The following is a 22905-nucleotide window of genomic DNA, read 5'->3' on the forward strand; positions in this document are numbered from 1 at the left end:
CAAAATGGGCATCATGAACGACATCGCAGAAGCCACCAGCAGCGTGGCGCACCTGTTGCAAGTACAGAACGATCACCTCGACCGCCTCGAAGCGGAGTCGATCTACATCATCCGCGAGGTGGTGGCCGAGTGCCGCAACCCGGCGCTGCTGTTCTCGGGCGGCAAGGACTCGATCGTGATGCTGCACCTGGCGCTGAAGGCCTTCCGCCTGGGCGAGCGCAAGATCGAGCTGCCGTTCCCGCTGGTGCATATCGACACCGGCCACAACTATCCGGAAGTGATCGCCTTCCGCGACCAGCGCGTGGCTGAGCTGGGCGCGCGCCTGGTGGTGGGCCATGTCGAGGACTCGATCAAGCGCGGCACCGTGCGCCTGCGCAAGGAAACCGATTCGCGCAACGCGGCCCAGGCCGTGACGCTGCTGGAAACCATCGGCGAGCATCAGTTCGACGCGCTGATGGGCGGCGCCCGCCGCGACGAAGAGAAGGCCCGCGCCAAGGAGCGCATCTTCTCGTTCCGCGACGAGTTCGGCCAGTGGGACCCCAAGGCCCAGCGCCCCGAGCTGTGGAGCCTGTACAACGCACGCATGGCGCAGGGCGAGCAGATGCGCGTGTTCCCGATCTCGAACTGGACCGAGCTGGACGTGTGGCAGTACATCGCCCGCGAGAAGCTGGCGCTGCCGCCGATCTACTATTCGCACCAGCGCGAAGTGGTGCGCAAGAACGGCCTGCTGGTGCCGGTCACGCCGATCACGCCCAAGCAGGACGGCGACGTCAGCGAAGTGTTGTCGGTGCGCTTCCGTACCGTCGGCGACATCAGCTGCACCTGCCCGGTGGCCAGCGTTGCCGATTCGCCGGAAGCGATCATCGCCGAGACCGCGGTGACCGAGATCACCGAGCGCGGCGCTACCCGCATGGACGACCAGACGAGCGAAGCCTCGATGGAACGCCGCAAGAAGGAAGGCTACTTCTAAGCCGCACGCAGCAAAGGATCCAGACATGACTCACCAAGCAACCCATCAAGGCCTGCTGCGCTTCATCACCGCCGGCTCCGTCGACGACGGCAAGAGCACGCTGATCGGCCGCCTGCTGTACGACAGCAAAGCCGTGCTGTCCGACCAGCTGACCGCGCTGGCCAACGCCAAGAACAAGCGCACCGCCGGCGAGCAGATCGACTTCTCGCTGCTGACCGACGGCCTCGAGGCCGAGCGCGAGCAGGGCATCACCATCGACGTGGCCTACCGCTACTTCTCGACCGCGCGCCGCAAGTTCATCATCGCGGATACCCCGGGCCACGAGCAGTACACCCGCAACATGGTCACCGGCGCCTCGACCGCGGACGCGGCCATCGTGCTGGTCGATGCCACCCGCGTCACCGTCACCGACGGCCGTGCCGAGCTGCTGGCGCAGACCAAGCGCCACTCGGCGATCCTGAAGCTGCTGGAGATCCGGCACGTGATCGTTGCCGTCAACAAGATGGACCTGGTCGACTACAGCGAACAGCGCTTCAACGAGATCCGCACCGCCTACACCGAACTGGCCGAGCAGCTGGGCCTCAAGGACGTGCGCTACGTGCCGGTGTCGGCGCTGCGCGGCGACAACATCGTGCATGAGAGCGATGCCATGGCCTGGTACCAGGGCGAGCCGCTGCTGCCGCTGCTGGAAGAACTGCCGGTGGAAGAGGCCGCACCCGAGGATGACGCCGCGCTGCGCTTCCCGGTGCAGCTGGTGATCCGCCAGGACGGTTCGCAGTCGGACGACTTCCGCGGCTATGCCGGCCGCATCGAAGCCGGCACCGTGCGCGTGGGCCAGAAGCTGCGCGTGCTGCCGGCCAACCGCGAAGCCGTGGTGGCTGAAGTGCTGACGCCCAATGGTGCCGCTGAATCGGCCAACGTCGGCGATACCGTCACGGTGCGCCTGGCCGAGGACGTCGATGTATCACGCGGTGATATGTTCGTTGCCGCCGATGCGACCACGGCTTCGGCAAAGAAGCTGCAGGCCGACCTGTGCTGGTTCGACGACGAATCGCTGAACCCGGCGCGCAAGTACGTGCTCAAGCACACCACGGCCAGCGTGTTCGCGCGCGTGTCGGCGGTGGACCGCGTGCTGGACGTGCATACGCTGTCGCACGAGACCGGTCGCCACGATATCCGCCTGAACGACATCGGTTCGGTGCAGATCTCGCTGCAGAAGCCGATCGTGTGCGATGCCTACGGCGACAACCCGGCAACGGGCGCCTTCGTGCTGATCGACGAAGCGACCAACCACACGGTGGCCGCAGGCATGATCCGTGCGTTCTCCTGATCGGTAACGGCAGGAAAGGGGCAGCAGATGGACAAGCAGGCGCAGAAGACTTACGGCAAGGTGTTCCTCATCGGGGCAGGCCCCGGTGCGGCAGACCTCATTACGGTGCGCGGTGCACGGCTTTTGGGCGAAGCCCAGGTGGTGCTGCATGATGCACTGGTAGCGCCGGAGATGCTGGCCTGGTGTCCGCAGGCCGAGCTGGTCGAGGTGGGCAAGCGCTGCGGGCAGCGCTCCACCGCGCAGCTGTTCATCAACCGCCAGATCGTCGACCTGGCCGGCAAGTACGAGCGCGTGGTGCGCCTGAAGGGCGGCGACCCGATGCTGTTCGGCCGTGCCGACGAGGAGCTGCAGGCGCTGGAAGCCGCTGGCATCGAGTATGAAGTGGTGCCGGGCATCACTGCGGCGCTGGCGGCTGCTTCGGCGATCGGCAAGCCGCTGACCAAGCGCGGTGTGTCGCGCAGCGTGGCGTTTGCCACGCAGGCGAAGGCTGCGGATGGCGAGGGCTCGGCCGATATCGAAGCGGCGGTCAAGGCCGATACGCTGGTCTACTACATGGGCCGCGACCAGGCGGCGTCGATTGCCGCGCAGCTGATCGCGCATGGCAAGCCGGCGTCGACGCCGGCGTGGGTGGTGGAAGCCGCCAGCACGCCGCGGCAGCGTAGCCGTGAATTCACGCTGGGCCGAATGGCAGCAGGCGAGGCCGCTGCCTGGATCGATCCGGTGCAGCCGAGCCTGCTGATGATCGGGGCGGCGCTGGCTGCGCGGGCTACCGAAACGCCGCGCGAAGGCGTGGGTGAAACCGTCGTGCAGACGCCGCGCGCTGCCTGAGCGCGCTGCGCGCCACTAGAAAAAAGCCCTGTACCGGCATGCCGGCACAGGGCTTTTTTCATCGGGGACCACATTTCTGCTCAGGGCTGGCCGCTTGCGGGCATTGAGGCAACGCAGTATGCGGCCATTGCATCCAGCACCGCATCGGCCTCGCCTGCCGCCGTCGCGCAATGGATGCGCAGCCCGGGATGCGCTTGCCGGCATTGGTCGAGCAAGGCTGGCAGGTCGCGCCGCAGGTGGCCGCCCTGGCCCAGGAACACCGGCACCACGGTGGCGTCGGACACGCCGCGCGCTGCCAGGTCGGCGAGCGCGTCGGGCAGAGCGGGCGTCATCAGCTCCAGGAACGCCAGCTGCACCTCGCACCCGGGCAGGGCAGCGGCCACCTTCTGCTGCAGGCGGTCGAACGGCTCGCGCCAGCGCGCGTCGCGCGCGCCATGCGCAAACAGGACCAGGGCCCGGGTGGGTGCGGTCATGGCAGCCCGCCCCTCAGTGCCGGTCCACCCAGCGCAGCGCCAGCAGCGCCACCATCAGGTAGAGCGTACCTGGCACCAGTGCCGAGATGATCGGCGGCCAGGTATGCAGCAGGCCGACGTGCGAGAACAGCGTGTTCGACAAGTGGAACGACAACCCCAGCATGATGCCCCCGAACACTTTCACGCCGACGGCGCCGGCACGGGCGTGCAGGTAGGCGAAGGGCAGGGCCAGCGCCATCATCACGAACAGCGTCAGCGGGTAGATCACCTTCTTCCAGAAGGCGATCTCATAGCGCTGCGTGTCCTGCTTGTTGTCGCGCAGGTGGCGGATATAGCGGAACAGGTCCAGCGTCGACATCCGCTCAGGCGTCACCAGCAGCACTGACAGGATTTGCGGCGTCAGCTCGGAATGCATGGTCACGCGCGGGAACTTGACTTGCTCGGCGCGGAAATCCGGGGCCAGCGAATCGCGTGCCGGCTTCGCGCCCTGGGCCGGGGACGCCAGTTCGATGAAGCGGGTCTCGTTGACGCCCTGCAGCTCCCACAACTGGCCACCCTGGTAGCGCCCCTCCTGCGCCACGCGGATCATGCGCAGGCGGTATTGCGGGTCGAACTCATACATGGTGATGCCGGTGATGGTCTGGTCCGGCCGCAACCCCGCCACGTTGACGAAGCGGGTGATCTCGCCGCCGCCGGTGGCGGCATCCTTGTCGCGGTCCTTGACCCAGACGCCGGAACGGAAGCCCGACGACACGGTTGCGCCGATCGCCTCGAGCTTGATCTTCTGCGCGTACTGCTCGGCGCGGGGGGCGATGAACTCGCCGAAGATAAAGGTCACGATGGCCAGCGGCACCGCCAGCTTGAACAGCGAGAACAGCGCCTGGCGCGTGTTCAGGCCGGCCACGCGGAAGATGGTGTACTCGGACTGGCTGGCCAGCTGCGAGAACACATAGATCGCGCTGATCAGCACCGCGATCGGCAGCACCTCATACACCCGCGTGGGTGCCTGCAGCAGGACGTGGAACAGCGCCACCAGCGAGGTGTACTGGTTGTTGACATTCTCCAGCTCGTTGAGCATGTCAAAGAACACGAACAGCGACAGCACCGCGAACAGGATGAAGGCGAACACGCCATAGACCAGCCGGCCGAAGTAGCGTTCATAGACGCGCAGGATCTTCATGCCCGGCCTCCGGTGGCCGCGGCATCACGCCTGCGCAGGCCGAACACGGCGCGCCACCCGCCCAGGCTGCGGTTCTGGCGGTAGCGGAACAGCAGCAGCGCCCCCAGGAACACCGCCAGGTGGATCGGCCACCACGCCAGCCAGAACGGGATCGCGCCCGAGCGCACCCAGGACTGCGTCAGGTTGATCAGGTTGCTGTAGGTCAGGTAGATCAGCACCGCGAACACCAGCGGCGTGTAGCGGCCCAGGCGCGGGTTAACGTAGGCCAGCGGGATTGCGATCATGACGAAGTTGAAGGCCAGGATCGGCAGCGAGATGCGCCAGATCAGCTCGCCCAGGTTTTCGCGCGTGGGGTTGCGGATCAGCTCGATGGTGTCGCGGCTCTTGGGTGGCAGCTTGGCTTCGGACTCGGGAGCCTTGTTGTCCACCTTGACCGCGTAGCGTTCGAACTCGACGATGCGGTAGTCGATCTGGCCGGGCATGCCCGAGTAGCGGCGGCCGTTTTCCATCACCACCAGGCGGTCGCCGTTGGGCATGGTCTCGAACTTGCCCTGGTGCGCCAGCGCCACGCCGATCTTGTCGGCCTCGGAGTTGGCGACGAAGACATTGCGCGCATGCTTCATGTCGGCGTCGATGCCCTCGATGAACAGCACATAGTTGGCCTTGGCGGGCTCGATAAAGCGCCCGGCGGCGATCATCGACATCACGCCGCGCTGCTCGAAGCGGTCGCGGAACAGCGCGCTCTGCTGGTTGGCCCAGGGCCAGGCGAACATGCCCAGCAGCAGCGCCAGCACGATGAAGGGTGCCGCAAACTGCAGCACCGGCTTGACCAGTTCGCGCAGCGAGATGCCCGCCGAGAACCACACCACCATCTCCGAATCCTTGTACCAGCGCGTCAGCACGATCAGGGTGGAGATGAAGAGCGTGGCCGACAGCAGGATCGACAGGTAGCCGATGGTGGCCAGGCCGATCAGCATCAGCACGTCGTTGGGACTGGCCTTGCCGCTGGCAGCCATTCCCAGGATGCGGATCACGAGCGAGGTGAGCATGAAGGTCAGCATCACCAGGAACACCGCCCCGGCGGTGTAGGCAAGCTCGCGTCGCAGGGCTTGTTGAAGGATCATGCGGGTTCGGTTCCGGGCTGCCGGCCGGAGCGGGCGATGTGCCGTGCGAGGTGCCTGGCAGAACAGCTGGCTGGCAGCACAGCATGCTGTCAGCGTGACCGGGGCGTATCAGCGGCGGCAGGTCGCGGGATAAAAATCGCGGATAATGGAGGCTTTCGTGTCTAACGAGCCCCTGGAAGGAAGCGCGATGGAATTTAGCACAAAAGCCTTGGATTGGAGCAAAGCCGGCCAAAATGGTTTCCTGGCGACCAAGACCGACTGCCTGGTGGTCGGCCTGTTCGAAGGCCAGAACCTGGCCGGAGTAGCCAAGGCACTGGACGTGGCCACCAAGGGCCTGGTGGGGCGGCTGGTCAAGCAGGGCGACTTCGAAGGCAAGCGCGGCACCCAGCTGATGCTGCATGAGGTGGCCGGCGTGGGCGCCGCGCGCGTGCTGCTGGTGGGCCTGGGCAAGGAAGCCGATTTCAGCGACAAGGCCTTTGCCGACGCGGTCCGCACCGCCGTGCGTGCCTTGTCGTCCACGCGTGCGGCCTCGGCCCTGTGGTGCCTGGCGCAACAGGCGCCGCAGCAGCGCGATGTCGCCTGGGCGGTGATCACCACCATCACGCTGGTGCGCGAAGCCGGCTATCGGCTGCTGGAGCGCCATCCGGGCCTGAAGCGCGCCAATGCCAACGGCAAGCCCAACGGCAACGACAAGTCCTCGCTGCGCAAGGTCGTGATCGCGGTCGACACCGGCAATGCCCGCGCCGCCACCCAGGCCGTGGTGCGCGGCACCGCCATCGCCAACGGCATGGAGCTGACGCGCGACCTGGGCAACCTGCCGTCCAATATCTGCACGCCGACCTACCTGGCCAATACCGCCCGCGGCATTGCCAAGCGCCACAAGCTCAAGGCCGAGGTGCTGGGCCGCAAGCAGATCGAGGCCCTGAACATGGGGGCCTTCCTGGCCGTGACCAAGGGCAGCGAAGAGCCGCCGCAGTTCATCGTGCTGCGCTACGACGGCGCCGGCGCCAAGCAGGCCCCGGTGGTGCTGGTGGGCAAGGGCATCACCTTCGATACCGGCGGCATCTCGCTCAAGCCGGGCGAGGGCATGGACGAGATGAAGTACGACATGTGCGGCGCCGCCTCGGTGCTGGGCACGATCCAGGCCGTGGCCGAGATGGGCCTGAAGCTCAACGTCATCGCCGTGGTGCCGACCTGCGAGAACATGCCCAGCGGCATCGCCACCAAGCCGGGCGACGTGGTCACCAGCATGTCCGGCCAGACCATCGAGATCCTGAACACCGACGCCGAAGGCCGCCTGATCCTGTGCGACGCGCTGACCTATGTGGAGCGCTTCAAGCCGGCCGCGGTGATCGACGTGGCCACGCTGACGGGCGCCTGCATCATCGCGCTCGGCCACATCAACAGCGGCCTGTACGCGCGCTCCGACGCGCTTGCCGATGCCCTGCTGCAGGCCGGCCGCCGCGCCATGGACACCGCCTGGCGCATGCCGCTGGACGACGAGTACCAGGACCAGCTCAAGTCCAACTTTGCCGACATGGGCAATATCGGCGGCCGCCCGGCCGGCAGCGTGACGGCGGCGTGCTTCCTCTCGCGCTTTACCGAGAAATACGACTGGGCCCACCTGGACATCGCCGGCACCGCCTGGAAGAGCGGCGCGGCCAAGGGGGCCACCGGCCGCCCGGTGCCGCTGCTGGCGCAGTTCCTGATGGACCGCGCGGCCTGATGGCGGCGGCAGGCAACAGAGGCAGCAAGGGTCCATGACGCGCATCGATTTCCACAGCAACGTGCCGGACGTGCTCGGCTATGTCTGCCGGCTGGTCCGCAAGGCCTACGGCGCCGGGCAGAAGGTGGTGATCCACGGGGCGCCGGCGCAGCTGGCGGACCTGGATGCGCGCCTGTGGACCTTCTCCGCGCTGGATTTCCTGCCCCATTGCGGGCTGGAAAGCCCCAATGCGGCGGTCACGCCGATCCTGCTGGCCGCCACCACCGAAGGCGTGCCGCACCACCAGCTGCTGATCAACCTGGCAGACCAGGCCCCGGCGCAGTTTGCCAGCTTCGAACGGCTGATCGAGGTAGTGGGCGCGGGCGATGCCGCGCGCGAAGCCGGCCGCCAGCGCTACCGTTTCTACCGCGAACGCGGCTATCCGCTGACGCACCACGACATCGGCCAGCCCAAGGGAGACGCCGCATGAGCGAACGCACCACCTCGCGGGTGATCCCGCGGCTCGATCCGAATGACAGCATCCCGCTGCTGACCGAGGTGTTCGAACTGCCGGACGCAGGGACAGCAGCGCCGGCTGCCGCTGCGCAGGAGGGCGTGATCGATACCTTCGGCATGGCCGATTCGGGCCTGGTCATGCATGTCGGCGATACCGGCGACGCCGTGGCGGACGAAGGCGCCGCGCCGGCATCGGCGATGCCGGCAGATAGCGGCGCCCCGGGCGAGGACGACCTGCGCGCCGTGCGCACCGAGTTGCTGACGCGCGTGATGATGCGCTTCCGCACCGAATGGCCGCAGGTCGTGGCGGCCCATACCGAAGCCACGCTGCAGTCGCGCCTGGCGCCGCTGACGGCGCAACTGGCCAGCGAGCTGACCCAGTCGCTGGAGGCGCGGCTGGTGGAATGGCTGGATGCGACGCTGGAGGAGATCGAGAAGACGCCGGGGGAGGATTAACGGCGGCTGAAGGGCTGGAGCGGACCGGCGGGTCTCGACAGACGTCGGCAAACAAAAAAGCCTGCGATCGCTCGCAGGCTTTTTTATTGAGCAGGACGAAGATCAGTCCGTCACTGCCCCCTTGCTCGCCGTCGACGCCAGCTTCGAGAACTTCGCCAGCACTCCACGGGTATAACGCGGCGCCGGCTGCTTCCAGTTGGCCCGGCGCCTGGCCAGTTCTTCATCCGCCACGTTCAGCTGCAGCAACAGCTTGTGCGCATCGATGGTGATCGAATCGCCTTCCTGCACCAGTGCGATCGTGCCGCCCACATACGCTTCCGGCGCCACGTGGCCAACCACCATGCCCCAGGTACCACCAGAGAAGCGGCCGTCGGTAATAAAGCCGACCGATTCGCCCAGCCCCTTGCCGATGATGGCCGAGGTCGGGGCCAGCATTTCCGGCATGCCGGGGCCGCCCTTGGGGCCGAGGTAGCGCAGCACCAGGATGTCGCCGGCGTTGATCTTGTCGGCCAGGATGGCTTCCATCGCGCTCTGCTCGTCCTCGAACACGCGCGCCGGGCCGGTGATGACCGGGTTCTTCAGGCCGGTGATCTTGGCGACCGCGCCTTCTTCGGCCAGGTTGCCCTTCAGGATGGCCAGATGGCCTTCGGCGTAGAGCGCCTTTTCGATCGGCAGGATCACGTCCTGGTCGGCACGCGGGGTGTCGGGAACGTTTTCCAGCTCTTCAGCCAGCGTGCGGCCGGTGATGGTCAGGCAGTCGCCATGCAGCATGCCGGCCTTGAGCAGGATCTTCATGACCTGCGGGATGCCGCCTGCCTTGTGCAGGTCGGTCGCCACGTACTGGCCCGAGGGCTTCAGGTTGCAGATCACCGGCACCTTGCGGCGGATGCGCTCGAAGTCGTCGATGGTCCATTCCACCTCGGCGGCGTGGGCGATGGCCAGGTAGTGCAGCACGGCGTTGGTCGAGCCGCCCGTGGCCATGATCAGCGCCACGGCGTTCTCGATCGACTTGCGCGTGATAATGTCGCGCGGCTTGATGTCCTGCTTGATCGCCTCGACCAGCACGCGCGCCGATTCGGCGGCGCTGTCGACCTTTTCCTGGTCGGGGTTGGCCATGGTCGACGAGTACAGCAGCGACATGCCCAGCGCCTCGAACGACGAGCTCATGGTGTTGGCGGTGTACATGCCGCCGCACGAGCCGGTCGACGGGCAGGCGTTCTTTTCCACGCCCTCGAAGTCTTCCTGGCTCATGCGCCCGGCGGTGAATTCGCCCACGGCCTCGAACGACGACACGATGGTCAGGTCCTTGCCCTTCCAGTTGCCCGGCTTGATGGTGCCGCCGTAGACGTAGATGCCCGGCACGTTGGTGCGCGCCAGCGCGATCATGCCGCCCGGCATGTTCTTGTCGCAGCCGCCGATCACGACCACGCCGTCCATCCACTGGCCCTGCGCGGCAGTCTCGATGCAGTCGGCGATGACTTCACGCGAGATCAGCGAGTACTTCATGCCCTCGGTGCCCATCGACATGCCGTCCGAGATGGTCGGGGTGCCGAACACCTGCGGGTTGGCGTCCGAGGCCTTGATCGCGTCGATGGCCGCATCGGCCAGGCGCTGCAGGCCAGCGTTGCAAGGGGTGATGGTCGAGTGGCCGTTGGCGATGCCCACCATCGGCTTGTCGAAGTCTTCCTTCTTGTAGCCGAGGGCGTAGTACATCGAACGGTTGGGCGAACGCGCCACGCCTTGCGTGATGTTCTGCGAGCGTTTGTTGAATGCCATGGTGGGGAATCTCCGGGGATCTTCAGTGCCGCTCCGCGCTGCGCCCGAAGACCTGGAGGCACGAACGCACGGCGGCGATGTTGTGGGCCAAAGAATGACCCTTGCGTTTTGGAGTGTCAAATATATTATTTGACCTTTATTGAGTCGAAAAACATATCAGGAGGGCGTTTGGACCTGCGGCAGTTGCGTTACTTTGTCACTGTGGCGGAAGAGTTGCATTTCGGCCGCGCGGCAGGGCGCCTGTCGATGACGCAGCCGCCCTTGTCGCAGCAGATCCAGGCGCTGGAAGAGGAAATCGGCGTGCAGCTGTTCGTGCGCACGCGGCGATCGGTGGCGCTGACGCCGGCCGGCCAGCAGTGGCTGCCCGAGGTGCGGCGCGTGCTGGCCGATGCCGCGGCGCTGCCCGGGCTGGCGCAGCGGCTGGCGCGCGGCGAGGTGGGGTCGCTGTCGCTGGCCTTTGTCAGCACCGCCGACTACGGCATCCTGCCCGACCTGCTGCGGCGCTTCCGCGCGCGCCACCCGGAGGTGCAGCTGCAACTGCGCGAGGCCACCAGCGACGTGCAGCTCGAGGCGTTGATGGAGGGGGCGATCGACGCCGGCCTGGTGATCCGGCCGCAGCTGCCGGCCATGCCGCACGGGCTGGCCTACCTGCCGCTGGTGAGCGAGCCGCTGGTGCTGGCCGTGCCCGACGGCTGGCGGCCGGCGGGCGCGGTGCTGGCGGGCGACGCCGCGGTGTCGCTGCGCGAGGCCGCCCATGAACCGCTGATCATCTTCCCGCGCCGAAGCGCGCCGGCGTTTTATGACATCATTACGGGCTACTATGCGCGCGAGGGCCTGGTGCCCGTGATCGCGCAGGAAGCCATCCAGATGCAGACCATCGTCAGCCTGGTATCGGCGGGCATGGGCGTGGCGCTGGTGCCGGCCTCGCTGTGCAACCTTCGCCGCACCGGGGTGTCCTACCTGGCGCTGCGCGAGGCCGGCCCGCAGATCGAGACCGGGCTGGTCTGGCGCGACGGCGCGTCCGCCGGTGTGGCGCCGGTGCTGCGCTCGTTCATCGATATTGCGACCGCGCTCGCGCAAGAAGCAGGCGCAGCCGGGCCCGCCCCTCGCTGACACGTCACCAATGTCACCGAGGCCACTGACAATACGCAGGCCGCGGCCTTTACAACCTCCATTCACGCCAACATGCTGATTCATCCCCAGTTCGACCCGGTTGCCATCCACCTGGGCCCGCTTGCCATCCGCTGGTACGGGCTGATGTACCTGGCCGGGTTCATCATGTTCCTGGGCTTCGGGCGCCTGCGCATCCGCCAGCCGCATATCGCGGCCAAGGGCTGGACCACGCGCGACCTGGACGACATGCTGTTCTTCGGCGTGCTGGGCGTGATCCTGGGAGGGCGGCTGGGCTATGTGCTGTTCTACAAGCCGTCGTACTACCTGGCCCATCCGCTCGAGATCCTCAAGGTGTGGGAAGGCGGCATGGCCTTCCATGGCGGCTTCCTGGGCGTGGTCGTGGCGATGTGGCTGTTCGGCAAACTGCGCCGGCGCCACTGGATGGAGGTGACCGACTTCATCGCGCCGATGATCCCCTGCGGGCTGGCCGCCGGCCGCATCGGCAACTTCATCAACGGCGAGCTGTGGGGCCGCGCCACCGACCTGCCGTGGGGCATGATCTTCCCGCAGGCGGGCGACAACATCCCGCGCCATCCGTCGCAGCTGTACCAGTTTGCCGGCGAGGGCGTGGCGCTGTTCATCGTCCTGTGGCTGTTCGCGCGCAAGCCGCGGCCGATGGGCGCGGTGTCGGGGGTATTCCTGATCGGCTATGGCGCCTTCCGCTTTGCCGCGGAATTCGCGCGCGAGCCCGACAACTTCCTGGGCCTGCTGGCGCTAAAGCTGTCGATGGGCCAGTGGCTGAGCCTGCCGATGATCCTGGCCGGCATCGCCATGGTGGTCTGGGCCTACCGGCGCCAGCCCGGCGCCGGCGCATCACAGCCGGTGGCCTGAGAACCCGTCGGCGCGCTATTTGCCGGCGCGGCGCAAGGCGTCGATGCGCGCCTGCGTTTGCGGGTGGGTCGACATGAAGTCCTGGCCGCGTTCCGGCTCGGCGTCCGACGCCGCCCCGCGCCGATTGTCCAGCCTGACCAGCACCTCGGCCAGCGCCGCGGGCGGCAGGCCGTTGCGCTGCATGACCTCGATCGCAAAGGCGTCGGCCTCGCGCTCGTGGTCGCGTGAATAGCGCAGCGTCAGGATCGCGGCCGGCACCCCGGCCAGCACCGTCGAGATATCCCCGAACAGGTAGGCCGACAGCGCCGCCAGCGCCGACCCCTGAATCACCTGCTGCATGCCGTGCCGGTTGGCGACATGGCCGGCTTCATGGGCCAGCACGCCCATCATGCCGGCACCGGTGCCGGCCAGGCTCACCAGTTCGTCGGTGACCACGATGGTGCCGCCCGGCAGCGCCAGCGCATTGGCGCCGATCTCGCCGCCCTGGCGGAACAGGATCTGGTAGTCGTGGCCGGCATCGCGCGGGCGCTTCAGCGCCGCGAAGGCCGAGCGGATGCGTTGCTGCTCGGCGGGCGGCAGCTGCGTCGGCTTGACCATGCCGTTGTCCAGGCTCGCCAGCGTCAGCTTGCCGAGATGGGCCTCCACCTCGGGCGGCACCGTGCGCGCCATGATGCCGGCGCCCCATGGCAGCAGCACGTAATAGCCCAGCACCAGCACCGCCACCAGCCCCGCCACGGCCAGGCCGGCCAGGCGCCAGCTGTTCTGCGCGCGCGCCACCAGGCTGTCGCGATGGCCGGTGGCGGCCAGCAGGTGGTCGAAGGCGGCGTGGTCGGTGATCTCGCAGAAGGCGCCGTCGGCAAAGGTGACCAGCCGCGGCGCGCGGCGCACGCGCTCGGACACGCGCACGTCCGACAGCGGCGCGCGCCGCAGCTCGGCGCCGGAGTCGTCGCGCAGCACGGCCTGCTGCGCCTCAACGGCCAGCGTGGCCGGATGCGCGCGCGACGAGCGGCCATCGAAGAAGGTGACTGGGATCATGGTGCGGGCCGGGTCAGCGCACGGCGTGTTCAGAGCGCGATGTCGATGTCGTACCAGTCTACCGCCGCATCGCCCAGCGCACCCACTTGCTGCGCCTCGCCGGCCACGAAGGTGTCGAGCGGGCCCGCCGCCAGCATGGTCACGCATTCGAGCCGGTAGCGCGCCGAACGCACCCGCGCGAACGGCAGGTACAGGCCCAGCGTCAGCGCGATCGCGATCAGGTTGGTGACGAAGATAAAGACCATGCGGCCGGCCCCCACCTCGCTGCGGAACGCATGCGGCGCCAGCGTGGTGTGGCTCCACACGACATTCTGCAAGCGTGCCATCACGTAAGGGCTGACGGCCAGCAGCGCCAGGTAGAAACCGGTCACGCCGATGCCGAACGACAACATCATGCCCGCCTGGCCCGACGCGGTCGCGCCCAGCATGAAGCCGGCCAGTGCCGCGGCCGCCACCAGCGCGACCATCACGCCGAAGGCACGCAGGTAGACGCCGTAGAAATCGCCCGCGCCGGCATGGAAGGCAAACGGCGCGGTGCCGAAGCGGGTGTGGTTGTGCTGGTAGCGCTTGAAGCGCTGGTGCGCCAGCGGCCCCAGCAGGCCCAGCGTGGCCACTGCGGCCAGCGGCCACAGCACGAACACCTTGTAGGCATCGGCATCGCCGCCGGTAAAGGCGAAGCGCAGGCCGCGGTAGCTGGAGTTGGCCATGCGGAAACGCAACGAGCGCACCAGCAGCAGGGGGAACACCGCCAGCAGCGCCACCAGCATCGCCAGCGCAAGGAAGGGCGAGACCGTGGAGGCGAACTGGAAGGCGAGCACCAGCGCGAACACGATGGCGCGGCCCTTCAGGATCGCGGACGGCTTGCCGTGGTAGTCAAAACTCGCACCGTCGAGCCGCGTGTTGCGATAGAAATACTGCAACGTGCGCACCTTGGCCCAGGCCGAATAGATGCCGAAGGTGACGATGGTCAGCAGTGCATTGACGATCCAGATACGGAAGTATTCCGAACCTGATCCGGTAAAGGACAGGCCCAGCGCCCGCGGCACGGCGTAGCGCGGCTCGGCAGGCGCCGGTGTCTCGTCTGCCGGGGTGCCGGCCAGGGTGAAATCGCTGCCAGCTTGCATGGCGGAGCTCCAGTGTGTGTGGAAAGCGACAGTAAGGATTGCGGCCTCGACCGCAGTTTCAGGAATGCAACCACTTCAGTTCGGGCACTTGCGGCGATGCGCTCACATTCTCGCACTGATAAATAGCGACCACGGCACAATCTGCATATGCCATTGCCGCCAGGCGGGCAGGCGTATAAGAAAATGTGGGAAAACCCTCGTAACAATCTAGAAACATCCTGTTACACTAGACGTATTCTGTAACAACTTCTGAATGCGTGTTGCCAATGAAATCATGGGGTTAGTCCCGCTGGCACGTAAATCGCTATCTTGATTGTTACAAAGATGAGCGGCAAGCCACAGCCGCCAACGGAAGTGCCAGGGAGGGAGTGAAGGCCGACAGGCCGCACTTGCCGGCACTTCACGTAAAGCCAGGGCGACGGGAAAATCCGCGCAACAAGCGCGTTTCAAAAAGGGGGGCGCAGGGCCAGCGCCGGCAATCCATGGACCCACGCGGCAGATATTTTTGCAAGTATCCGCCGACGATGAAAAGCAGTACTGCAGTAATTTTCAGGCGCGGGTGTTTCCTTGCAGGGAGGCATGGAAACGCCCGCCGCACCTCATACCGCACCCCGCGCCGCATCCTCACAGACCGCACCTGCCGGTCGACCACCAGCCACCATCGCTACTGCTTGTTGCAGAGCAGCATCGAAATTCCTTGTATCGTTCGCACCCTAATCCATAATTATGAATTATGGCTGGCCGGGCGCATCTGCCCTGGCCGACGCCAGATCGTGACCGGGACGCATCGGTCACGCGATCCGACCCGGGGGAAGTATGCGCATCGTCCAGCAGGCGTTGTACCTGGAAGTGGCAGACCGGCTGCGCGCCATGATCGACGCGCATACGCTCGTGCCCGGCGCATGGATCGACGAGAGCGCGATGGCCGAAACGCTTGGCATCTCGCGCACGCCGCTGCGCGAAGCGCTCAAGGTGCTGGCCGCCGAAGGCCTGGTGCGGCTGGAGCCGCGGCGCGGCTGCTTCGTCAATGAGCTGTCCGAGCAGGACCTGGACGAGATCTTCCCGCTGATGGCACTGCTGGAAGGGCGCTGTGCCTACGAGGCGGCGCGCAACGCCACGCGCGCCGACCTGGACGCACTGGACGGCCTGCATGCCGACCTGGCGCGCTATGCGCAGGCGGGCGACATCGACGCCTACTACGAAACCAACTTCCAGATCCACGAATCGATCCAGCGGCTGGCCGGCAACCGCTGGCTGTCGGGCCTGATCAGCGACCTGCGCAAGGTGCTGCGGCTGTCGCGCCACAAGAGCCTGAAGCTGCCGGGCCGGATCCAGGAATCCTGCGCCGAGCACCTGTCCGTGTTTGCCGCGCTCAAGGCCCGCGACCCGGAAGGCGCCGAGGCGATGATGAAGACCCACCTGCTGCGCCAGCGCGCGGCGCTCAAGACGCTGGATGCCGGCGCCACCGCCGGCGCAGCCGAGGCCCAGGCCGTGCGCGCGCCGCCGGTGCTGCGCGTAGCCGGCGCCGAAGAGTAGCCGGCGCCGCAACCCCAGTCCGACGTTTTTCCCACGTTCAGATCGATGCATCAAGGCAGGTACCGCATGAATTCCTTCGACACGGGTGACCAGAAGATCAGTGCGCCGCTGGGCGAAAGCGAGCCGGCAGGTTCCAAGTTCCTGTCGCGGCTGGGCCGCTGGTGGGGACGCAAGGGCGAGGGCGACACCAAGGCCCCGGCAACGCCGGTCGATGGCGAGGCGCCGCTGGCGGCGCGCGCGGTGCGCCGCCAGCGCGAGCAGCTGCGGCTTTGCTTCGACGCGCGCCTGACCGATGGCGCCGCCAATGCCGCCGCGCAGGCATGGCAGGCCGAGTATGAGGCTGCTGGCGAGGCCACCCGGCGCGGCATGCTGGCGGTGCTGGCCGAAGTCGCCAGCAGCGGCGGCAAGGGCAGCGAAGAGGCCGGGGCCGACGGCGACAAGGGCGCGCGCGCCGCCCGCGCGCAGGCCGCGTCTTCGGGCCTGGCCCAGGCCCTGTCCAATGCGCGCATCCGCTTCTTCAAGCGGCTGGCCGCGCTGCACGGCCAGCGCGGCAACAGCGCCTGCGGCCTGCACTTCCTGATCCAGCTGCGCGCCGACATGCTGCGCTGGCAGCGCCGCATGCCAGGGCTGCGCCCGCTTGACGACGATCTCGAGGCGCTGTTCTCCAACTGGTTCGACGTGGGCCTGCTGGAGCTGCAGCCGATCACCTGGGATTCGCCGGCATCGCTGCTGGAAAAGCTGATCCGCTACGAGGCCGTGCATGAAATCGCCTCATGGACCGACCTGCGCAACCGCCTCGATTCCGACCGCCGCTGCTTTGCGTTCTTCCACCCGCGCATCCCGCGCGAGCCGCTGATCTTTGTCGAGGTGGCATTCGCGCCGGAGATGGCGGCCAATGTCCATACATTGCTGGATGAAGCCGCGCCGCTGGAAGACCTGCGCCGCGTCAAGTGGGCCATCTTCTATTCGATCAGCAATACGCAGGCGGGCCTGCGCGGCGTGAGCTTCGGCAACTTTCTGCTCAAGCGCGTGATCGAGGAGGTCCAGCGTGAATTCCCAAAAGTGAATCAGTTCGCCACGCTCTCACCAATCCCCGGATTTGCCGACTGGCTGCGCAAGCAGGACGGCGATGCCGTTGCGCGCGTGCTGGGCGACAAGCGCCTGGCGCGCTGGAGCGAGCGCCACGGCAAGGCGCCAGCGGACGGCGCCGGGTGGCTGGAGGCGCTGGTGCCGGACGCCGCCGATACCGTGATCCGCGATACCGCGATGACCCTGGCCGCGCATTTCCTGGTGCGCGAGCGCAACCAGTCGATGCCCGCCGACCCGGTCGCGCGCTTCCACCTGGGCAACGGGGCATGCGTGGAGCGGCTGAACTGGGGCGCCGACCTGTCGCGCAAAGGCCGCAGCCAGAGCTGCGGGATGATGGTCAATTATCTTTACGTGCCCGAGGCGCTGGATGACAATCTGGCACGCTTGGGCGCCGGCAACCCGCGCATCAGCCGTAGCGTCGGGAAGCTGCTGTGACCCTGGTCCGGTCACGCGGGTCGCCCCCGCACCCGCGGCGCCTGGCGCGCCGCGTTTTCTTGTCGGGACCTGAGCAGTAACTTCGCGCCGCGGCAGTGTCGCGCGGCCATCAGATTGACTTTCCGCAGAAGAGAGAGGAGACAACCAATGAATCGTCGTCAGTTCAGCCTGGCCGCGTGCGCGCGCGCAACGGGCGTGGCCCTGGGCCTGGCCGGCCTGGGCGCCGGCGCAATGCTCGCCGCACCCGCCGCGCATGCCGACACCTGGCCGTCCAAGCCCGTCACCGTGATCGTGCCGTTTCCCGCCGGCGGCGGCACCGACGCCTTTGCGCGGCCGCTGACCGCGCAGTTGTCCAAGCAGCTCGGCAAGCAGTTCGTGATCGACAACCGCGGCGGCGCCGGCGGCACGGTCGGCGCCAGCATTGCGGCCAAGGCCGCGCCGGACGGCTACACGGTGTTCATCGGCGGCGCGCACCACGCGATTGCGCCGTCGTTCTACAAGAAGCTGGACTACGACATCGAGAAGGACTTCATCCCGGTCACGGTGATCGCGCAGCCGCCGCAAGTGGTGGTGGTCAATCCCAACCGCGTCAAGGCCAACACGCTGCAGGAGCTGATTGCCTACGCCAAGGCCAATCCTGGCAAGCTGAACTACGGTTCGGCCGGCAACGGCTCGTCGCACCACCTGGCGGGCGAGCTGTTCAAGCTCCAGACCAAGACCTTCATCACCCACATCCCCTACAAGGGTGCGGGCCCGGCGCTGTCCGACCTGATCGCGGGCCAGGTCGACCTGATGTTCGACGGCCTGGGCTCGTCGGCGCAGCATATCCGCGCGGGCCGCATCAAGGCGCTGGCGGTGGCTTCGAGCAAACGCTCGGCGGCGTTCCCCAACGTGCCGACCGCGGCCGAGGCGGGCGTGCCCAACTATGACGTGTCGACCTGGTATGCGATGTGGGTGCCCAAGGGTACGCCCAAGGAGATCGTCGACCGCCTGTACGCAGAGACCGAGAAGGCGCTGAACACGTCGGAGCTCAAGCAGGTCTGGCTTAACAACGGTTCCGAGACGCCGGCGTTTACGCAGGAACAGTTCGCGCAGTTCCAGCACGCCGAGATTCGCCGCTGGGCCCAGGTGGTGCAGCAGTCCGGCGCCAAGATCGACTGACGGGGCGCCATGTCAACGCTGATCCGATGCAAGGGGGCGCGGCGATGAGCGGCACCGTATTGTTTGCCACGCAGGGCACCACCGCCACCGTGACGCTGTCGCACGCGGGCAAGCTCAACGCCATTTCCGCTCAGATGTGGCGCGAGCTGGCCGCGGGCTTTGCACGCCTGTCCGCCGATACCTCGCTGCGCTGCGTGGTGGTGCGCGGGGCTGACGGCAACTTTGCCGCCGGCGCCGACATCGCCGAGTTCCCGGCAGAGCGCGCCGACGAGGCCGCGGTGCGCCACTACCACATGGCCACCATCGCGCCGGCACTGGCGGCGGTGGCGCAATGCACACACCCCACCGTGGCGATGATTGAAGGCGTATGCGTGGGCGGCGGGCTGGAAATCGCCAGCCACTGCGACCTGCGCATCGCCGCCTCGGACAGCCGCTTCGGCGTGCCCATCAACCGCCTGGGCTTCCCGATGGCGCCCGGCGAGCTGCAGGGCCTGCTGGCGCTGGCGGGCCGCGCCGCCGCGCTGGAGATCCTGCTGGAAGGCCGGGTCTTCGACGCCGCCGAGGCGCGCGACAAAGGGCTGCTGACGCGCGTGGTCGAGCCCGGCGCGCTGGCCGCGGAGGTCGAGGCCACGGCGCGCCGCATTGCCGCCGGCGCGCCCGTGGCCGCCCGCATCAACAAGGCCACCATCCGCCGGCTGGCGCCGCTGCCGGCACCGCTGTCGCCCGCCGAGCTGGACGCGCATTTTGCCTACGCCGAAGGCGCGGACCATGCGGAAGGGGTGGCCGCCTTCCTCGCGCACCGGCCACCGCAGTTCCGTGGGGAGTAGGGCACGCTGCCAGCACTGCTTCCACACGCCATTGTTTTCTTCGTTTTCCTTAGCCTTTCGTTCGATCCCCGACATGAACGCCAACCTGTTCGCCCTGTTCGAATCCCGCTTCCCCGCCGACCGCACCGCCTGCTGCATCGAGACGCATGACGGGCTGTATTACAGCTGGGACGACCTTGACCGCGCCACCGCCAAGCTGGCCAACCTGCTGGCCTCGCTGCACCTGCCCGAAGGCGCACGCGTGGCGGTGCAGGTGGAGAAGTCCCCCGAAGCGCTGTTCCTGTACCTGGCCACGCTGCGCGCCGGCTACGTCTACCTGCCGCTGAACACCGCCTACCAGGAGGCAGAGATCGACTACTTCGTCGGCAATGCCGAGCCGTCGGTGGTGGTGTGCAGCAGCAAGAATTTCGGCTGGGTGTCCAAGGTGGCGTTCCGCCACGGCGTCAACCACGTCTTTACGCTGGACGACGACCGCAGCGGCTCGCTGCTGTCGCGCGCGGCGGGCAAGCCAGATGCCTTCGAGACGGTCGCGCGCCAGGATGACGACCTTGCCGCCATTCTCTACACCTCCGGCACCACCGGCCGCAGCAAGGGCGCGATGCTGACGCACCGCAACCTGGCCTCCAATGCGCAGACGCTGCATGAATTCTGGGGCTGGCGCAGCGACGACGTGCTGCTGCACATGCTGCCGATCTTCCACGTGCACGGCCTGTTCGTGGCTTCGCACGGCGCGCTGCTGGCCGGTGCCAAGATGATCTGGGCGCCCAGGCTGGACATGGCGCAGGTGCTGAAATTCCTGCCGCGCTGCACGGTGATGATGGGCGTGCCGACCTACTACGTGCGCATGCTGCAGGAGCCGCGCTTCGACGACGACACCTGCCGCCGCATGCGGCTGTTCGTGTCGGGCTCGGCGCCGCTGCTGCTGGAGACCTTCGATGCCTTCCGCGAGCGCACCGGCCATACCATCCTGGAACGCTACGGCATGAGCGAGACCGTGATGCTGGTGTCCAACCCGTACGATGCCGCGCTGGGCGAGCGCATCGGCGGCACCGTCGGCATGCCGCTGCCGGGCGTGTCGGTGCGCGTGGTCGATGGCGAGGGCCAGCCGTGCACGCCGGGCGAGATCGGCAATGTCGAGGTCAAGGGTCCGAACGTATTCAAGGGCTACTGGCGCATGCCGGAGAAGACCAGGGAAGAGTTCACCGAGGACGGCTGGTTCAAGACCGGCGACGTCGGCCGCTTCGGCGGCGCCATTGCCAGCCAGGCCGGCGAGCGCGCGGTGCCGGACAACTACCTGACCATCGTCGGGCGCAGCAAGGACCTGATCATCTCGGGCGGCTACAACGTCTACCCGAAGGAAATCGAGAGCTTTATCGACGAGATGCCGGGCGTGGCCGAGAGCGCCGTGATCGGCGTGCCGCACGCGGATTTCGGCGAGGCCGTGGTGGCGGTGGTGGTGCGCAAGCCGGGTGCGGATATCGATGAAGCGGCGCTGATCGGCACGCTCAAGGGCCGCATCGCCAACTTCAAGGTGCCCAAGCGTGTGCACGTGGTGGACGAGCTGCCGCGCAACACCATGGGCAAGGTGCAGAAGAACGTGCTGCGCGAGCAGTTCGCGGTGCTCTGAGCGCCGTGATGGGCAGCGCCCTGCGCGATGGCGCAGGGCGCTGCTGTCTTACTTCAGCATCTGCACCGACCCGTTGACCGACACCGTCACCTGCGTCTTGCCGCCCTCAACCGGCACCGGTACCGCAGCGTCGGCCATCATGGCCTTGGCAGCGCCGTACATGCGCGGCATCGGCGGCACCACGCCGGTTTCATTCAGGCTGACTTCGCGGATGGTGTAGCTGTTGTAGCCGAACAGTTTGGTGGTCGACTGCGCCTTGCTGCGGAACGAGGCGATGGCCTGCTCGGCCAGCTTGGCTTCGGCCGCCTCGCGCGCTTCGCGCGACAGCGAGAAGGCGATGTTCTGCACCTGCATCTGGCTGGCCAGCTCGCCAGCGAGCTTGGACACGGCCGAGAAATCGCGCGACTTCAGGATGACTTCGGACCGCCCGCGCCAGGTGCTGATGCGGCCGTTGCGGTCGGTGTTGGGGTGGATGGTGAAGCCGCCCGACTCGGCGGTCACGCCCTGGACGCGGCGCGCCTGCGTGATGACGGCCTGCGTCCTGGTAGACAGGCCCGAGGAAATCGCGGCCGGTTCAGCGCCTTCCTGCTCCGCGGCAAGCGTCAGGTGCACGATATCGGTCGGCACTTCGGTGACGGCCTGCGCGTTCAGCGACAGCACGCCCGACGGCGTTTCAGTGGGGCCACCGTGCGCCGAGGCAACGATGGCGGTGGTGCCCAGCAGGGTGGCGGCTAGCCATTGTTTCATGTTGTTCTCCCGTTCAAACGTGATGGGTATCAGACGTGACCGGGTGCCCGATCGTTCCGCGACATTGCAAACGATTGTTGCGAAGCCGGCGCGGGCGCGCCTCCCCCGTCCGGGTCAGAATGCCTGCCAGGCCTTCCACAACATATAGCTCGCCAGGCACAGCAGCAACGCGGCAAAGACCTTGCGCAACTGGCTCACATCCATGCGGTGCGCGGTGCGCGCGCCCAGCGGCGCGGTCATTACGCTGGCCGCTGCGATCACCAGCAGGGCCGGCAGGTAGAGATAGCCGAGCGATCCCGCCGGCAGCCCCGGCGTCTGCCAGCCGCTCCAGACATAGCCGGCCACGCTGGCCGCTGCAATCGGAAAGCCGAGCGCAGCCGAGGTCGCCACCGCGTTGTGGATCGGCACGTTGCACCACGTCATGAACGGCACCGAGACAAAGGCGCCGCCCGCGCCAACCAGGCTGGACAGGAAGCCGATCACGCCGCCCGCGCCCGCCATGCCGGCAAAGCCGGGCAGCTGCCGGCCGGGCTTGGGACGACGGTTGCGCAGCATCTGCAGCGCGGAAAACCCGACGAAGGCGGCAAACGCCAGCGACAGCCAGCTGGTCTTGAGCGCCGCGAACACCTTGCCGCCGCCGATCATGCCGCCGAGCACGATGCCCGGCGCCAGCGCCAGCACGATCGGCCAGCGCACCGCGCCGCGCTGGTGGTGCGCGCGCACGGACGACAACGAGGTGAACAGGATGGTGCCCATCGAGGTGGCGATCGCCATATGGACGATGGCCTCGTCGGCAAAGCCCAGGCTGGTGAACAGCAGCGTCAGGAAGGGCACCATCATCATGCCGCCGCCGACGCCGAGCAGCCCGGCGCAGAAGCCGGTGAAAGCGCCCAGGGCAAGCAGGGCAGGGACCAGCACCGGCAGGTTGTCGAACTGCATCGTATCTTCAGGGTTGTTGTGAT

Annotated in this window: 21 protein-coding genes; 13 read left to right on the forward strand and 8 right to left on the reverse strand. The window is 67.3% G+C overall.

From position 1 onward, the window contains the following. Window positions 1–4: 4 nt before the first annotated feature. From cysD to cobA, 3 genes are read left to right on the forward strand one after another with little or no spacing between them, the layout of a single operon-like run. The gene (cysD, locus tag I6H87_RS10860; protein ID WP_010814943.1) at window positions 5–970 is read left to right on the forward strand and encodes a sulfate adenylyltransferase subunit CysD; all 966 of its coding nucleotides are present in this window, start codon (window positions 5–7) and stop codon (window positions 968–970) included. Between the two features lie 25 nt (window positions 971–995). Then, window positions 996–2300 carry a sulfate adenylyltransferase subunit 1 gene (locus tag I6H87_RS10865; protein WP_010814942.1) on the forward strand — a complete coding sequence of 435 codons (1305 nt, stop codon included), beginning with the start codon at window positions 996–998 and terminating at the stop codon, window positions 2298–2300. A 27-nt stretch (window positions 2301–2327) separates the two neighbouring features. Further along, window positions 2328–3128: a uroporphyrinogen-III C-methyltransferase gene (gene cobA, locus I6H87_RS10870; protein ID WP_010814941.1), complete on the forward strand. Its 801-nt coding sequence runs from the start codon at window positions 2328–2330 to the stop codon at window positions 3126–3128. Window positions 3129–3208: 80 nt separating this feature from the next. Here the strand turns inward: cobA and I6H87_RS10875 are convergent, their stop codons facing one another. The 3 genes from I6H87_RS10875 to lptF are packed head-to-tail and all read right to left on the reverse strand — an operon-like array spanning window position 3209 to window position 5905. After that, window positions 3209–3601, reverse strand: coding sequence for a sirohydrochlorin chelatase (locus tag I6H87_RS10875; RefSeq protein ID WP_011615949.1), 393 nt, complete (start codon window positions 3599–3601; stop codon window positions 3209–3211). Between the two features lie 13 nt (window positions 3602–3614). Further along, window positions 3615–4781, reverse strand: coding sequence for an LPS export ABC transporter permease LptG (gene lptG / locus I6H87_RS10880; protein ID WP_011615948.1), 1167 nt, complete (start codon window positions 4779–4781; stop codon window positions 3615–3617). Further along, a complete protein-coding gene (gene lptF / locus I6H87_RS10885; RefSeq protein ID WP_011615947.1) occupies window positions 4778–5905 on the reverse strand; it encodes an LPS export ABC transporter permease LptF in 1128 nt (375 codons plus the stop codon). The genes lptG and lptF overlap by 4 nt, the downstream gene beginning before the upstream one ends. A gap of 187 nt (window positions 5906–6092) precedes the next feature. Here lptF and I6H87_RS10890 point away from each other — a divergent pair, with 187 nt between their 5' ends. From I6H87_RS10890 to I6H87_RS10900, 3 genes are read left to right on the forward strand one after another with little or no spacing between them, the layout of a single operon-like run. Continuing rightward, window positions 6093–7631 (forward strand): leucyl aminopeptidase, encoded by a 1539-nt coding sequence (locus tag I6H87_RS10890; RefSeq protein ID WP_011615946.1) that lies wholly within the window; start codon window positions 6093–6095, stop codon window positions 7629–7631. A gap of 34 nt (window positions 7632–7665) precedes the next feature. Continuing rightward, on the forward strand, window positions 7666–8100 hold the full coding sequence (locus tag I6H87_RS10895; protein WP_010814936.1) for a DNA polymerase III subunit chi: 435 nt from the start codon (window positions 7666–7668) through the stop codon (window positions 8098–8100). Further along, on the forward strand, window positions 8097–8582 hold the full coding sequence (locus I6H87_RS10900; RefSeq protein ID WP_010814935.1) for a hypothetical protein: 486 nt from the start codon (window positions 8097–8099) through the stop codon (window positions 8580–8582). The genes I6H87_RS10895 and I6H87_RS10900 overlap by 4 nt, the downstream gene beginning before the upstream one ends. 102 nt (window positions 8583–8684) lie before the next feature. On the opposite strand, the gene ilvD is transcribed toward I6H87_RS10900, so the two are convergent. Further along, a complete protein-coding gene (ilvD, locus tag I6H87_RS10905) occupies window positions 8685–10358 on the reverse strand; it encodes a dihydroxy-acid dehydratase (RefSeq protein ID WP_010814934.1) in 1674 nt (557 codons plus the stop codon). Between the two features lie 168 nt (window positions 10359–10526). Between ilvD and I6H87_RS10910 the strand changes: the two genes are divergently transcribed. After that, window positions 10527–11471 carry a LysR family transcriptional regulator gene (locus I6H87_RS10910; protein ID WP_041687497.1) on the forward strand — a complete coding sequence of 315 codons (945 nt, stop codon included), beginning with the start codon at window positions 10527–10529 and terminating at the stop codon, window positions 11469–11471. A gap of 72 nt (window positions 11472–11543) precedes the next feature. After that, complete coding sequence (gene lgt, locus I6H87_RS10915) at window positions 11544–12362, forward strand: prolipoprotein diacylglyceryl transferase (RefSeq protein WP_010814932.1); 819 nt, start codon at window positions 11544–11546, stop codon at window positions 12360–12362. Between the two features lie 15 nt (window positions 12363–12377). On the opposite strand, the gene I6H87_RS10920 is transcribed toward lgt, so the two are convergent. Both I6H87_RS10920 and I6H87_RS10925 read right to left on the reverse strand, forming a co-directional pair. After that, the gene (locus I6H87_RS10920; RefSeq protein WP_011615944.1) at window positions 12378–13397 is read right to left on the reverse strand and encodes a M48 family metallopeptidase; all 1020 of its coding nucleotides are present in this window, start codon (window positions 13395–13397) and stop codon (window positions 12378–12380) included. 29 nt (window positions 13398–13426) lie between these two features. Beyond that, entirely contained in the window at window positions 13427–14521 is a 1095-nt protein-coding gene (locus tag I6H87_RS10925) for a YjgN family protein (RefSeq protein WP_011615943.1), read from the reverse strand. An 816-nt stretch (window positions 14522–15337) separates the two neighbouring features. Here I6H87_RS10925 and I6H87_RS10930 point away from each other — a divergent pair. The 5 genes from I6H87_RS10930 (at window position 15338) to I6H87_RS10950 (ending at window position 21196) form a co-directional block, all read left to right on the forward strand. Then, window positions 15338–16057 carry a GntR family transcriptional regulator gene (locus tag I6H87_RS10930; protein WP_011615942.1) on the forward strand — a complete coding sequence of 240 codons (720 nt, stop codon included), beginning with the start codon at window positions 15338–15340 and terminating at the stop codon, window positions 16055–16057. A gap of 66 nt (window positions 16058–16123) precedes the next feature. Continuing rightward, window positions 16124–17581, forward strand: coding sequence for a malonyl-CoA decarboxylase domain-containing protein (locus I6H87_RS10935; protein WP_011615941.1), 1458 nt, complete (start codon window positions 16124–16126; stop codon window positions 17579–17581). A gap of 147 nt (window positions 17582–17728) precedes the next feature. Further along, window positions 17729–18742 (forward strand): Bug family tripartite tricarboxylate transporter substrate binding protein, encoded by a 1014-nt coding sequence (locus tag I6H87_RS10940; RefSeq protein WP_010814927.1) that lies wholly within the window; start codon window positions 17729–17731, stop codon window positions 18740–18742. Between the two features lie 44 nt (window positions 18743–18786). After that, the gene (locus tag I6H87_RS10945) at window positions 18787–19569 is read left to right on the forward strand and encodes an enoyl-CoA hydratase/isomerase family protein (protein WP_010814926.1); all 783 of its coding nucleotides are present in this window, start codon (window positions 18787–18789) and stop codon (window positions 19567–19569) included. 73 nt (window positions 19570–19642) lie between these two features. Next, the gene (locus tag I6H87_RS10950; protein ID WP_010814925.1) at window positions 19643–21196 is read left to right on the forward strand and encodes a malonate--CoA ligase; all 1554 of its coding nucleotides are present in this window, start codon (window positions 19643–19645) and stop codon (window positions 21194–21196) included. A 48-nt stretch (window positions 21197–21244) separates the two neighbouring features. Here the strand turns inward: I6H87_RS10950 and I6H87_RS10955 are convergent, their stop codons facing one another. Then, a complete protein-coding gene (locus I6H87_RS10955) occupies window positions 21245–21943 on the reverse strand; it encodes an SIMPL domain-containing protein (RefSeq protein WP_011615939.1) in 699 nt (232 codons plus the stop codon). 114 nt (window positions 21944–22057) lie between these two features. Then, window positions 22058–22882, reverse strand: a complete 825-nt coding sequence (locus tag I6H87_RS10960; RefSeq protein ID WP_010814923.1) for a sulfite exporter TauE/SafE family protein — start codon at window positions 22880–22882, stop codon at window positions 22058–22060. Between the last annotated feature and the right edge of the window lie 23 nt (window positions 22883–22905).

Origin of the sequence: Cupriavidus necator, assembly GCF_016127575.1 — a bacterium.
Lineage (GTDB): Bacteria > Pseudomonadota > Gammaproteobacteria > Burkholderiales > Burkholderiaceae > Cupriavidus > Cupriavidus necator_D.